General features: G+C 43.7%; 10 protein-coding genes. 6 read left to right on the forward strand and 4 right to left on the reverse strand.

Going from position 1 to position 14274, the window contains the following annotated elements; genetic code table 11:
* Positions 1 to 26: 26 nt before the first annotated feature.
* The 3 genes from RIC07_RS19090 to RIC07_RS19100 all read left to right on the forward strand — a co-directional run bounded on the left by RIC07_RS19090 (position 27) and on the right by RIC07_RS19100 (position 2654).
* Entirely contained in the window at positions 27 to 578 is a 552-nt protein-coding gene (locus RIC07_RS19090; protein ID WP_446395898.1) for a hypothetical protein, read from the forward strand.
* Between the two features lie 4 nt (positions 579 to 582).
* On the forward strand, positions 583 to 1431 hold the full coding sequence (locus RIC07_RS19095; RefSeq protein WP_446395899.1) for a DUF1822 family protein: 849 nt from the start codon (positions 583 to 585) through the stop codon (positions 1429 to 1431).
* A 224-nt stretch (positions 1432 to 1655) separates the two neighbouring features.
* Positions 1656 to 2654 (forward strand): Rpn family recombination-promoting nuclease/putative transposase, encoded by a 999-nt coding sequence (locus RIC07_RS19100; protein ID WP_446395900.1) that lies wholly within the window; start codon positions 1656 to 1658, stop codon positions 2652 to 2654.
* Positions 2655 to 2811: 157 nt separating this feature from the next.
* Here RIC07_RS19100 and RIC07_RS19105 read toward each other — a convergent pair whose 3' ends face one another.
* A complete protein-coding gene (locus RIC07_RS19105) occupies positions 2812 to 5871 on the reverse strand; it encodes a tetratricopeptide repeat protein (RefSeq protein WP_446395901.1) in 3060 nt (1019 codons plus the stop codon).
* A gap of 610 nt (positions 5872 to 6481) precedes the next feature.
* Between RIC07_RS19105 and RIC07_RS19110 the strand changes: the two genes are divergently transcribed.
* Positions 6482 to 7537, forward strand: a complete 1056-nt coding sequence (locus RIC07_RS19110; RefSeq protein ID WP_446395902.1) for a class I SAM-dependent methyltransferase — start codon at positions 6482 to 6484, stop codon at positions 7535 to 7537.
* Positions 7538 to 7712: 175 nt separating this feature from the next.
* Here the strand turns inward: RIC07_RS19110 and RIC07_RS19115 are convergent, their stop codons facing one another.
* From RIC07_RS19115 to RIC07_RS19125, 3 genes are all read right to left on the reverse strand, one after another.
* Positions 7713 to 10160 (reverse strand): AAA-like domain-containing protein, encoded by a 2448-nt coding sequence (locus RIC07_RS19115; protein ID WP_446395903.1) that lies wholly within the window; start codon positions 10158 to 10160, stop codon positions 7713 to 7715.
* Positions 10161 to 10430: 270 nt separating this feature from the next.
* A complete protein-coding gene (locus RIC07_RS19120) occupies positions 10431 to 10562 on the reverse strand; it encodes a hypothetical protein (protein WP_446395904.1) in 132 nt (43 codons plus the stop codon).
* 237 nt (positions 10563 to 10799) lie between these two features.
* Positions 10800 to 12026, reverse strand: coding sequence for a bifunctional sterol desaturase/short chain dehydrogenase (locus RIC07_RS19125; RefSeq protein WP_446395905.1), 1227 nt, complete (start codon positions 12024 to 12026; stop codon positions 10800 to 10802).
* A gap of 135 nt (positions 12027 to 12161) precedes the next feature.
* Here RIC07_RS19125 and RIC07_RS19130 point away from each other — a divergent pair, with 135 nt between their 5' ends.
* On the forward strand, positions 12162 to 13580 hold the full coding sequence (locus RIC07_RS19130) for a glycosyltransferase (RefSeq protein ID WP_446395906.1): 1419 nt from the start codon (positions 12162 to 12164) through the stop codon (positions 13578 to 13580).
* A gap of 281 nt (positions 13581 to 13861) precedes the next feature.
* Positions 13862 to 14155 (forward strand): DEP domain-containing protein, encoded by a 294-nt coding sequence (locus RIC07_RS19135; RefSeq protein WP_446395907.1) that lies wholly within the window; start codon positions 13862 to 13864, stop codon positions 14153 to 14155.
* Positions 14156 to 14274: the final 119 nt, after the last annotated feature.

Raw genomic sequence — 14274 nt, forward strand, 5'->3', positions numbered from 1 at the left:
TGACCCTAGATGTTGTATGGTAAAAGATGCCCGATTTAACGAAGCGTTGCCCTGCGTCTAACAATCAACACCATTGCCGTGAATGTCCAGTTGTGGAGGAACAATGGCATTTGCAACGGCTATTAAACGATATGGCATGGGCAAAAGGGGTGCAAGAGTATATAGGGGATGGAGAGATTAGCGATGCAGATATTCAGCAGCTAAAGATTCAACCCCAACCCCTCACACTCAAGGAAGTTTGTTGGTTCTGTCTTTTGCTACAAGGCGTCAGTTCAGAACAAATCGCTGAACGATTTAATATTAGTTACAAAAGTACCGTTAGACCCGCTCTTTCTAAAACCTTATATAAATATGTCAAACGCTTGACAAAGAAGCCAATTAAAGATTGGGCGCAAGTTAGAGTCTATCTGGATTTAGCGACAGAGAACAATCAATCCAAATACCGCAAAGCGATAACATCATCTATTCGCGAGGAACCACTAGAGATTCGTCTGGTTATATCAGGGAATCAGGATATAGATGCCATATTTAATCAACTTAGACAAATTCCAGGTTTAGCTGAATTAATTAAACGATAACCTTATGACTCCTAACAATAATTCTAATCCTAACGAATCCCAGACTGAACTTATTCTTGAGGGAACGTATGCCAACTTTGACCAGATTATGACCTTATTTTTATCGGGAGAGTTAGAAAAATTGCTGGGTGTTCCGGTGCAGGATGTTTATGCCGTCTCTAAGTATCAACCCACCGCCCCTGTATCAATGGGGGTACAGTTACGGCAATGGTTTCAGCAAAATGTGCTGGATAAATGGGAAGCAGAAGCAACACTGATTGGAACATTTCTCGCCCAAGAAATGAATAATACATCCAGTTGGAGTGAGGAATTAGAGGGGGCGCGGGGGGGTTCGAGATCACAAGTGATTCGTCGCTATATGGAATTACTGGATAATCCCGATAAACAGGTGAGTTTTCAAGCCGCGTTGGAATTAGGGGAAACAGGAAATCCTCATCCAGCGATTATTCAGGCATTAGTCAAAGGATTGCAAACCTGTCACCATGAGGAAACCTCTTGGCAAATTGCGTTAAGTTTAGGAGAACTTGCACCCAACCATCCGCAAGCCGCATTTGCCCAACATAAAACCATAGAATTAGCTGAACAAGCGGTGGAATTATTGGTGGGAGTGAAGCGGAATTCAGAACAACAGATTGATGTGTTGTTGCAGGTTTATTCAACCGAGTTAGAGGATACATTACCGGAAGGATTAGAGTTAACCGTATTGGATGAAGCGGGGCAAGTTTGGCGAAAAACGACAGCACAACCGGGGGATTATTATAATCAGGTAGGGTTAACCACTCCCTTGGGGAAAGGGTTTACTGTTGAATTGGAATTAGGGGATGTTCGGGTGAGGGAAAATTTTATGGTTTGAAGTTCGTAGTTGTTCGTAGTTGCGCTTTAGCGCCATAAACGCTTAAATTCCCTGGAAATAAAGGTTACATTATGTCCGACAACTTAAGCTGTTTAGCATTTAAACCTTAGTATCAATAATGACGAAATCCTGGTAGTGCGAGCATCTTGCTCGCTACTTAGTTACAGTTGGGTTCAACAGGAACGATATAATCATTTTTACCCTGATTAAATGGTTGAAAAATTATGACTCTAAGATTTATTAGCCCCAAAACTGACTTTGCTTTCAAAAAAATATTTGGGTCAAACGACAGCAAAGATATCTTGATTAGCTTTTTAAACGCCTTGATTTATGACGCCAATCCTGTAATTCAGGATTTAGAAATCATTGACCCTTATAATCCCAGAGATGTCGTTGATCTCAAAGATAGCTATCTAGATGTAAAAGCCTTACTAGATAATGGCTCAACCGTATTAATTGAAATGCAGGTACTCAACGTGGCGTGCTTTGAGAAGCGTGTCATTTATAACCTAACCAAAACTTATGCGAATCAACTCAAATATGGGGAAGGATACTCTTATCTTAAACCCGCTATTGCCTTAACCATTACCGATTTTCTCATGTTTAACCAAACTCAACGGTTCCTGACACGCTTTGGCTTAAAGGAAACACAGGAGTTGTTTGATTATCCTGATCCGGAAATCGAGTTAATCTTTGTGGAATTACCCAAATTCACGAAAACCCTGGATGAATTAGACAGTTTAACAGATAAATGGATTTACTTTATTAAAGAAGCTCCCAGCTTGGAAGTCATTCCACCCACATTTAGTCAACTTCCGGCACTGGATAAAGCCATGAATATCGCGAATCAAGCGAATTTAAGTGTAGAGGAATTGGAAAAATTGCGTAAACAAGAAATGTTTCTCGAAGACCAACGGGGATTTATTATTCAGGCAGAGCAGGATGGATTAGCTAAAGGCTTGGAGCAAGGGTTAGAACGAGGATTAGAGCAAGGATTAGAGCAAGGATTAGAGCGAGGATTAGAGCGAGGGCGTCGAGAGGAAGGAATCCGATGGACATTACGTTTACTGGAGCGGCAGTTTGGCTTAATTGCTCCAGAAATTATTAACCAGATTCAAAACTTATCCTTTGAACAAGTAGAACATCTAGGAAATGATGTTTTAGGGTTCAATAGTTTAGAAGACTTATCGAACTGGCTACAAGAAAATGGAATGAACAGGTAATACTAAGTTGCGTTATATCCTGTAATCTTGCTGGCTACTAACACCCAATTTAACAAGCTGGTTTCGTAGAATCATGGTGCGTTACGCTTCGCTAACGCACCCTACATTTATACAATTTATACAATTTATACAATTTATACAAATTCAAGAGGATAATTTAGCCAATTGTACAAAATGCTGCCCAGTAAAAGGGAGAAGCAAAGGGCTTCCTATTATCATCAATTTTATTTAAGAACTTATTCAACTTAATTCTAGAAGAACTCTTCAACGGTAATCGCTTAATCATCGGTTTCAGTTCTCGCTTCGTCGCATTTTTTAGCCAATATTGCGCTTGACGGAGGGCGCGAGATACATCATCTGGATTCTCCTGTAAGGTTTCATGGAACTTCAGCATCAGAAACGTGGTGGATAAATCATTCACATTCCAGAGACTCCCGACAATATGAGTCACACCCGCCGCCAGAAAACCACTGGCAAGTCCGACAAATTCATCAATTAATCCCGATTGACTGGTTAATCCGGTTTCGCAAGCGGAGAGACAGACTAAATGACAGTGACTTAAATCTGCTGCAAAGATATCCTTTAATATAAATTCCTCATCATTGGCTAATTTCAAGTGGGATTGATGGGGGTGTTCCAGATTATGTTCCCCATGACCTGAGAAGTGGAAAATATTGATAGGCTGGGAGAAAGCTTGCTGAATAGCGGATAGGGTGGCGCGTGATTTAGGTAAGCGGTGAGGTTGGGGGTAAAGTTGACAAATGGCGGCTGATTCGAGGGAGGCATATTTGAGATCACCCAGAGGATTTTCGACACTCAGGAGGGAGAAGGATAGGGGTTGAGTTCGCTGGGTGGCTTTTCGCTGTTGATTATCGAGTCCGACTTTGATACTGGGGAGATAGGTAATCGTAAATTTATCGGGAAATAAGGCATGAATCGGTAACAGGTGCAAGTCTCGGTGGGGAACTAAAATTAAATGGGTGACGGAGGGACAATGCTGCTTGAGGTACTGTACAATTCCTGGAATATTCAGCAGTTCCTTTAGGCGGTTTAAGGATTTAGGCATAGTTTTTATCCAGCGCTTCTCCTCGTCTGAGGGAATACAGGGTTGAGGATTTCCCCCATCTCTGGAATTAGCTTGGTTGCGCCGTTGGTCAAATTGGCGATAAGCTTGATAATCCTGTTTCCAGGTTTTCAGCCAGTCTTCAAATTTGAGCAGTTGTTGAAAGGATGGGGGCGGGGATTGGGGATGGTTATCGTCAGTGGCTAAATTCCTGGGTTTGAGAACCTGAAGCGGCTGTTCGTGTCCCAGGATAAATGTGGTAATCGCCGCCGGACTAATGTGCCAGTAAATAATCGCGGTATGGGGATTTAATAGATGTTGCATTTGCTCATAACTGGGACTTTCTTCAGTAGATTTATAAGTACCGTAGCGCAGCCAGCGCAGGCAGAGATTTTTGCGTTCTTCGGCTAATTCCAGGGCTTTTATCGGGTGAGTGGGTTCGGGAGAGTGGGCGAGTTCATCAACCCGCAATTGCACCAAGCTGGCAAATTTGCGGGATAGTCGGATTTTATCGGCGTCTAAGGACATTTCTTGCAGTAAACGTCCAAGTAAGTCGGTGGCTTCTGCGAGTAATACCTGCACGTCTTGGGTTTGATTTAAGGCGCGATAGACTTGAATGAGGTCTTGTAAAACTTCTAGACGCTGTAATCGTAAATGCGGTGCGGTGAGGAATTTTAGGGCTTGTTGATAGCTGTTTCTGGCATCGAACCAGTCAGGCATATATTGTGTATGTTCTTTGCCATGTTGATATTGGGCTTTGCCTTTCTGCCAATGTAAATAGCCACACCCTTCGTTATATGCGGGGTTGTCGGGTTGAAGAGCTTGTAATCCGTTATTATAGTTTTGGATTCTTGCTTCATAACCGTCTAGGTAAGAGACAGCTAAGGCTCGATTCGCCCAAGCCATCCAATCTTGATTATTAGTTAGCTGTAAGGCATGATCATAAGCATCAATAGCTTCTTGATATTGACTGAGCATATAGAAAACGCTTCCCTGTCCATACCAAGCAAAATAATAATTTGGTTGTATTTTCGTGGCTTTTTTATGACATCTTAAAGCTTGTTTATATTTTTTTAGGCTATAAAAAATATTGCCTTTTTTATTCCAAGCTGAAGAATCGCTTGATCGTAGAGCAACAGCTCTGTTATAACTATATAGCGCTTCTCTATAGCGTTCTAAGGCACTGAGAGTATCACCTATTCGCAGCCAATCATCATAGGATTCTGGTTGAACTTCTAATATTTTTTGTTGCAATTGCAACGCTTCATGATAGCGTCTTAACTTATAAAGAGCAAAAGCTTTTTTCCGCCATGTAGCATAATATCCTTTGCCTTGTAAATTCAATGCATAATTATAGCAATACAGTGATTTTTCATACTGCAGTAACTCTGAAAATACATCACCCTTAGTTATCCAATCGTCATAGTTTTGAGGTTGTAACTGTAGTGCCTGTTTGTAGCTAGATTGTGCTTCTTTATAGCGTCTTAAAACTTTGAGGACTCTACCTTTAGCATCCCATGAGATAGAATATTCAGGTTTAATAATCAGTGCTTTTTCATAGCACGCCAAGGCTGCCTCATAGCATCCGCAGTCTTTTAATAGATTGCCCTTGTTATGCCAGATAATATATGCATCTGGCTTTATTCCTAGTGCCTTTTCGTAGCACAGTAATGCTTTTTCAGAATCTCCTAATTCTTTGAGAACATTTCCTTTACCATGCCAGGGATCGGAGTCATTAGGATTAATTTCTATAGCTTTTTCATAGCTAGCTAGGGCTTCTTTACAGCGACCTAAGCCATGGAGTACAATTCCATAATTATTCCAGGCATTGTAGTTATCTGGTTGTTTGGCTATTGCTTGCTCCAAGTAAACTAATCCTTCTTCGTAGCGCCCTAATGCATTGAGAACTAAACCCTTACCATTCCATGCACATGCAGTAGAGTCGTTAGGGTCAATCCTTAAAGCTTGTCCGTAGCAATCCAAGGCTTCTTCATACCGCCCTAAATACCATAAACAATTGCCTTTGTAACACCAAGCTTGAGGGGAGTCAGGTTGAATCTCCAACGCCCTGTCAAAGCTAGCTAATGCTGCTTCGTAATTCCCCGCCTCATATTCCTGAATACCTCTGTCATACCATTGTTGTGCTGTCTCCATCGCCCACCTCACCCTGCTATAACAAGCCTCACACTAACTCTCCATTGTAGAAAAGCCCAAGAGTTCGTGCGCTTTCCTGGGAAAAATTTTAACCTTTCCCTCAAAAGGTGAACCCGGTTAATCGAGGATAGTCTCAGCCCTTCTCCAATCCACCTCACCCAGCGACAGCAAGCCTTACACTAACTCTCTATTATAGAAAAGCTCAAGAGTGCGATCTGTCGTAAGGGAACCTTAGCCCTAGATTCCGTTGGGTTGAGCGAAGTCGTTGGGTTGAGCGAAGTCGAAACCCAACCTACTGGCGTGGCGCAGCTTAATTAGTTGATTAGAATTGTAGGGGCGCACCGACGTGCATTCGTATCAACTTAAGACTTTGTATGACTAGCGCTCAAAGCTTAGATCCCCCTAAATCCCCCTTAAAAAGGGGGACTTTGATTAATTTCTGGTTCCCCCCTTTTGAAGGGGGGCTAGGGGGGATCTCTGATTAAGTAAGGGTTTCAAGCCTTAAGTTGACACCAATGACCGACGTGCGCCCATCACATCGTCAAATCTCTCCCACAATTTTAATTGAACAGTATTTAGGATAACCTGTGTAATCAACTGACAATAAACGATGAACCCTGAACAATCAACCATCAACAATCAACCCCCTAACATCCGAGAAGAACATATCCACCAGCTACAACGCCAGTTTTTGACTCGTGGTCAACTCAAACTCCCCTGCGTACCCGCGCTGCGAAACTATTACCTGCATCAAATAGAAGCACTGCTGCAAACCATTAACCAAACATTAGGTGAAGAAGCCGCCAGTCGCTTATCTCACAACCTAACACTGAAACTGGAAGAAGGATTTGAACAATCGCCTCTTTCCCTATTAGTGATTCAATACGACCTAACTGCACCCCCTGAACAACGCTTCAAGTTTAACTTTTCCCTACAGAGTGAATCTGTTGCGGATACCTATCAACAATGGGTAAATGAACTAGAACCGCCTCTATTTGGGTCACATCCCGATGCGAAACTGATGGAAATTGCAGCACAATTGGGAGAACCTGCTCACGTTCCAGTGTTAGATATTGGTGCGGCGGCGGGTCGCAATACTCTCCCTTTAGCGAAACTTGGTCATCCGGTTGATGCGGTTGAGTTAGCGCCAGTGTTTGCGAATCAATTACAAACTATTGTCCAAGGATCGAATTTACCCGTCAGAGTAATTCTCGGTGATATTTTCAGTCGCGAAATCAGGTTGCGACCCGCCTATTATCGATTAGTGGTTCTGGCTGAAGTTGTGGCGTCTCATATTCGGGATGGGGAACAACTGCGATTATTATTAGCCAAAATTTGCGATGTTCTTTGTTCGGGAGGACTGTTACTGTTTAGTATGTTTCTCACGGTTGACGACTATGAACCTGATCCCGTCACCCAACAAGTATCCCAAGCGAAATGGTCTTGTCTGTTTACCCGCCAAGAATTAGCCAAAGCGATGGAACGATTGCCGATAGAATTAGTGTCCGATGAGTCTGTGTTAGAGTACGAACGCGAACATTTACCAGAAATAGCGTGGCCCCCCACCAGTTGGTTTATTAATTGGTGTTTGGGGTATAATGTGTTTCCTTTAAAACAGGGAAGACCACCGTTAGAGTTGCGTTGGATTCTCTGTAGACGATTATAGTGATTAAGTAGGTGGACACAATTAAAGTTAGTGGTGGAGATTAGGGAACAGGGAACAGGGAACAGGGAACAGGAATAAGGGTTTGAGACTTGTTTACATAACTTAATCTAGTTAAGTTTATTTCCACCAACCTACTTAGTCATTGGTTATTCGTCAAGAAACAGTAAATTTACATTCAATACTTATTAAGCAATGAAAAATCTCTGAAGCCAAAATTGACCACAAAAGCAACATTCAAATTTTCCATCGATTTAACCAGAGAGGGGATATCTCCCATCGGTTTTGATTCGTAGTGATTGAATAAAATAGCCATGCGTTTTTCCAGGTCAGGGCGAATTTCGGATGGAGACAGCAAAACCAGTTTAAGCAGTAAAACTGTCATTTGTAGCGAACCCAGATTAACCACTAAATCATCAAACCAATAATGTTCCGGTTTTTCTGAACTTTCGACGATGAGTAAATTAAACAACTGGCTGCATGTTTTCTTGATCAGAAACTTGTCCAGTTTATTCTGATTATATTCAGTTAGCGTATTAGCCAGGTGTTTATTTAACAATCCATAAAAGTAATGTTGTCCATAGCTCGGATCAATTGATGCAATGATATACTGATACAAGTTGTCTTTAAAGAGAGAATACGACGGCGTTTTCAATGTGCGGTGTAGAAAATTTTGTGCCTCACAGTAGGCATAGGAATTCTTGGCTTTTCCGCCAAACTGCCGCAATGCCAGATGCAATTCTTCATCATCCAATAGGGTAGGATTTTTTACCAACGGCTTCCTCATTCTAGTAGGGGATACGCTTCCCTTGACTATATAGGTTGCATACTGCCACAGTTCATCTTCCAACTGTTGCTGTTTTTCCGCTTGCAGTTTCTGGATGGTTTGCTGAGCTTCCTCGGAACAGTCTTGACTCAATAGACAATAGGAAAATAAGAATGGATATCGCCCAATTAACTCAGCTAATTTCTTCCGTTCCCATTTAGAAGACTTTTCTGTAGATGTTGGCTCATCTACCACTACCCTGAGACGTTCTAAGGCTCGATATTCTTCTGAATTGATAAAGGTTTGTACGAGTTGTCGCAAACGGCTAGTGGTGGGCTGGTGGCTAATTTGGAACAAATCCAGCAACTTGTTGATCGCTACATGTTCTTTCGGCGTCATTTGCCAACGGTTCACCAGAATGTGACAGCAGCGATAAATGATATATTTAAACTCTTGATCCGCTCGTCTAGAGGCGGTAATTCTGTAGAGTATATCTAAAATTTTTTGGTCTGAATAGTCGATTCCATGGATAAACAACTGATGGAAACGCTCAATCATTTGCTCCGGAGATTCCCGTTGTAAGCAATCTATTAAGTGTTTGTAGAGACGTTCGGCTAGGGTGTCTAAGTCAAGCTCTCCCTCGTGATTTCGTTTCGCGAAGGAAACAGGTTGAGGTAGACTAGGAAGAATCTGCTGCACCCACTGTTCACTAAAGACAGACTTGTAAATCGGGTTATAAACTTGTAGTTGACTATTCTGCTTGACCACTAATCCAGTCAACCGCAATTCCATTTGGGGACGACTGTCATTCGCCGTAATTTGTCCATCTTGTAAAATTTGCTGGTAGATATAAATAATTTCCGGATGACGCTGCCCACATTTGAGCAAGCGATTGCGGATTGTTCTTAAATGTTCGGGTTCATCAAAGGCTTCCCAATTTTCAATGACTTGGGTTTGAATTAGGTGTTCAATCCAAGCTGAGACTTTAGCTTTACCATTTAGTCCCAGAAAAATTTTTTTGAATGGATTAGCTTGCCAGGTTTCCTTAGTTTTAGGAGAATGTCTTTGTTTCTCAATAGAGTGACTGACTAATTTACACAGTTTTTGGGTGAGAAACGGTTGACCCCCTGTCCAGGCTAAAATTTCTTGGAGAATTACATCGGGATGACTAACTTTCCCGGCAAATCCCTCGGCTAAGGGTTGAATATCTTTGAGCTGAAACCCCGAAAGTTCAATTGCCTGACCAATATTGAATGGGGTGCAGTATTTATCTTGAATCAGATTAGATGGTGTAGCGACGCCAAGCAGAGCAAAGGTGAGGCGTTGATAGTTAGGATTCGTGGCTCGCTGATTGTAGCATGATTTGATCGCGGCGAAAAAGTCATCCACCGGAAATTTTAAGCGGAGAACGTTATCGATTTCATCGAAAAATATGACTAAGTTTTGCGGGATTGCTTGAAGTAATACCTCATCAAAAAATGTGCCAAACCGTTGTACAATAGAGAGATGTTTGCGCGTAGACCACCAAGTTTCTAGTTCACTGGCATCCATGAGATCAAAGCTGCCAGCCAAGGTGTAGACAATACCCGCGTACCACTGTTCTAGGGTAATATTTTGGCATCCGATCGCGGTCAGATCAACCGCAGCGCAGGCAATCCCCACCTGCTTCAGGCGCTGCATCGTGCGAACCCGCAAGCTAGACTTCCCCATCTGGCGGGAGTTGAGAACATAACAGAACTCTCCAGCTTTCAGCGCTTCGTAGAGTTGATTGTCAGCTTGTCGAACCACGTAGGTAGGAGCATCAATGGGTAGACACCCCCCAACTTGATACTCGTAGGCTGAGTTTTGCACGGCAATCATGGGATGCACCTGAGGTTTAGGTAAAAATACGGGATTTCCCTCTGACAGGATTGTATCCTAGATTGTTATATTTCCCAGAACTGAGAGCCTTATGCACAAAATGCCAGCGCCTGTTTCAACCGCCCGCCATTCACGGAATTAACATCGTTCGGCTGTAAATCCATGATCAACGTGATACATTAGCTTCATCGAATCTTCATCAAACCAGCAGGATTTTGGCGTTATTGTGAAGATTTCATGAAGATAGGTAAGGGTTTGAGGTAGGGTGCGTTAGCGATAGCGTAACGCACCAACCCAACTAAAATGGTGGATTAGATTTGACCATTGAATCGGGCGCACGCCATGCGCCCCTACGGTTTCGGGGCTAATGGTTAATTCATCAAATAAGGTGTGCCACGCCACTACTGGACTGAAACAGCTAAAATTGTGGAATAGATTTGACGTTTAAACCGGGCGCACGCCATGCGCCCCTACAATGCTAATCCACCAATTAAGGTGTGCCACGTCACTACCCTGATTAACCCCACCCTAACCCTCCCCTTACTTATCAAGGGGAGGGAATCGGAAGGAAGGAGGTAACATTTCTCCCCAAAGCACCGGGGGATTAAGGAGGGTTACGATTAAAGGGAAATCATAAATTTATAATTCTGACGCTTTGTGACTAAAGAGTCGGAAATATAGGCTGACAAAGAACTCCTTAATCGGAAATGCCAAAAACGTTAGCGGATTAATCGTAACGATAATATTCCGGACATCTCGCACCGCTAAATTAACAATTTGTTTTGCCACCCAATCGGCAGACATAACACCAATGGGATTCAAATTACTCTTAAACGGTCCTAAAATCAGTTTGCGGATTACACAAGGCGCATCGAGACGGCGTAATGTGACTAAATCCCCTAATGCCCGTTTGCTTAATTCATACAGAGGACTGACGGCGGGACTAACTTCGGCTTCGGAGGTATTGATCCAGACTTCCTTGCGGGCAATATCTTGATTGGTGCGAACCGTCTGCAAAAATAATTCTAATAACCGCCAACTAGAGAATGTATTCACATCATAAGATTTGGCGATCGCGTCAGCGGTTCTCTCTCCATGGACGTTAATCCCGTGATTGAGGATCAGAATATCAACTGATTCTAACTCAGCCGCAATCTCAGATTCCTGTCCCACTTGCCAGGTAATCGTTTTCACGGATAACGGTTCATCGGCTGCGGTTAAAATAATTGGGTCTGATTTCGAGGTTAACCCGATAACTTTAGCCCCGCGCTGGTGCAACTGATACAATAGCGATCGCCCCAATGTGCCAGACGCCCCAGTAACGGCTACCGTTTTACCTTTTAGGGATAGCGCAGTACCCATAAGTTTATCGACGAAGGTCAATGTGCCACAATAATACGCCTTTTGGTTATCAAAGTGATGTCGCCAATGATAAGGGCGATTCACCGTCCAGTTTGAGGGGGGACTAAAGAATTGTCCCGGACGATGGGTTAAGTCGGTTAATTCATCGGCACCAGAGAGTCCACTCCCCCGCGCGATCGCACTTCCTAAAAAGCTTAAGGTATAAACAACACCCGCCAACGCCGCCCAATGGGGTTCACTCCAGATATAGGCGACTCCCCACAATCCCAGGCTAAACAGCAACATCACCAGGGATTCGGGTAAATCATTGTACCAATGGGCTTGGCGATAAATTTGCTCACTAGCCGGGGTTAAATCCGGTTTGAATACCCGATGATGCCAAACATGCAACCGATATAACGGTGTCCAATGATGGGACAAGACGTGATAGAAGTCGCGGATTAGTTCCACCCACAGGACAGAACCTAGTCCCCATGCTGCTGTACTCAGAAACGATATCACCATACAAACCCTATATCCTCAGCCATGCAGAACGAGCAAACGTTAAAATACTAGAGTATTCTCCTCAAAGTATAAAAAAATTAACGATTTAAGTTACAATTAGATACAATTTGCGTGGGTGGAGAAATCAAGGAGCGTATGCCAGAGAACTCCTGGACAGAGAATAATCATAGCAGTGAGCTTGATCCCCTTAGCTCTCTGCTGTCTGAGTGGTCTGAAGATGATTTTGAGAGCGACTTTTTCTTTCAGGGACTCGAAGGGCGACGACGCAAAGCGGCGTTGGCGCTGACCCTGATTTGGGGAGGGACGATCACTCTGCATCTGCTGTCCTGGGGGTATTGGTTAGTCGTTGGTTTAACCGCACTGTTGGGTATTCAGGCGATACGGGTATTAGTAGCGCGACCGATCAGAGTGCCGAAACCGTTACAGGGGGAGAATCCGGCGGATTTTCCGTTTGTGTCCTTGTTGGTGGCGGCTAAGAATGAAGAGGCGGTAATTCAGAACTTGGTGAGGATGCTGTGTAATTTAGATTACCCCAAGGAACGCTGCGAACTTTGGGTAATTAATGATCACAGTACGGATAAAACCCCAATCCTTTTAGAGCAACTGGCGGCAGAATACGATCAGTTAAATGTATTTCATCGTGATGCCAACGCCACAGGCGGTAAATCTGGGGCGTTGAATCATGTATTACCCTTGATCAAAGGGGAGGTGATTGGTGTCTTTGATGCCGATGCCCATATCACTCAAGATCTGCTGCGGCGAGTGCTACCCATCTTTAACCAGTCAAGAGTCGGGGCGGTACAAGTGCGAAAAGCGATCGCGAATGCGCCGCTGAATTTCTGGACAAAAGGACAGATGGCAGAAATGGCACTGGATAGCTATTTCCAAAACCAACGGACTGCCATTGGTGGGATTGGTGAACTCCGGGGAAATGGTCAGTTTGTCCGCCGTTCGGCGTTAGAACGCTGTGGCGGCTGGAATGAGCAAACGATTACCGATGACCTGGATTTAACCATACGCCTGCATTTGGATCGATGGGATATTCGTTTCCTAGAATTCCCAGGGGTGGATGAGGAAGGTGTGACTAGCGCCCTATCCCTCTGGCATCAGCGGAGTCGTTGGGCAGAAGGGGGATATCAGCGTTATTTGGACTACTGGCGTCTGATTGCTAGTAATCGTTTGGGTCTGAGCAAAACTATCGATTTATTCTCATTTTTAATTATTCAGTACCTATTGCCAACGGCGGCTATACCGGATTGTTTAATGGCGCTGCTTCGTAGTCGTTTACCTCTGTATAGTCCGATTACTGGATTAACTCTTGCTTTGTCTTTCATTGCCATGTTTACGGGATTGCGTCGGATTCAACGGGATCAACCCTTGACAATTGGCACTCTATTTCTCCATGTCTTGCAAACTCTGCGCGGTGTTCTTTATATGATGCATTGGATGCTTGTCATGTCAGCTACAACCGCTCGTATGTCCGTGCGTCCCAAGCGATTGAAATGGGTGAAAACTGTGCATCAGGGGACAGGGAAGGAAAGTTTTGAGTTTTGATCAATCCTTCGGCTTCGCTCAGAGTCAAAATAATCGGATCAGCTAATGTAGGGTGTACAGACAGATCCCCGACTTCTTGAAGAAGTCGGGGATCTTGCTTGAGGCTGCGATCGCCTAAACTTGAAGAAATTTTTAATCTGTTATTATATCGGGATTCATCGACACCTTCCCCGCGAACAATTGCGCCGACAAATGGGAATCAATCAAACCATACTTCCCCTGCTAAACCCCAAGATTCCCTGGCGGCTACAAGTGAGATATCCGGAGCAGTTTCTCAGATAATGACTCCAGCCAAAACACTTACGGAGACGGAGCTTGAAGCCTTAGTTGCGGCGATGCGGGGTGCAGATGGGGTGGAAATAAAAGACCGTCGTTATCGGGGAAATGTTTATCCGCACTGTTTCATTGGTGCAGAAGCCGTGGAATGGTTAGCGCAACGGATTCAGGGGTCTCGACAAGAGGCGATTTGTATTGGACAAATGCTGATTGATAGCGGGATTATTCATCATGTTCTTGATGATTATCCGTTTCAAGATGATTATTCGTTTTACCGATTTTATCGGGATGATTTTTGAGACAGGGGATTGACTGCGTAGTTCGGCTGGCACAGAATGATAGGGCGTGTAAGCGATCGTTGTTTAACCCCTAGTTGAATAACAAATGAATTTATTGCTGGCTGGGAATCTTTGCCTTA

This window comes from Coleofasciculus sp. E1-EBD-02 (assembly GCF_040218245.1).
Taxonomy (GTDB): domain Bacteria; phylum Cyanobacteriota; class Cyanobacteriia; order Cyanobacteriales; family Coleofasciculaceae; genus Coleofasciculus.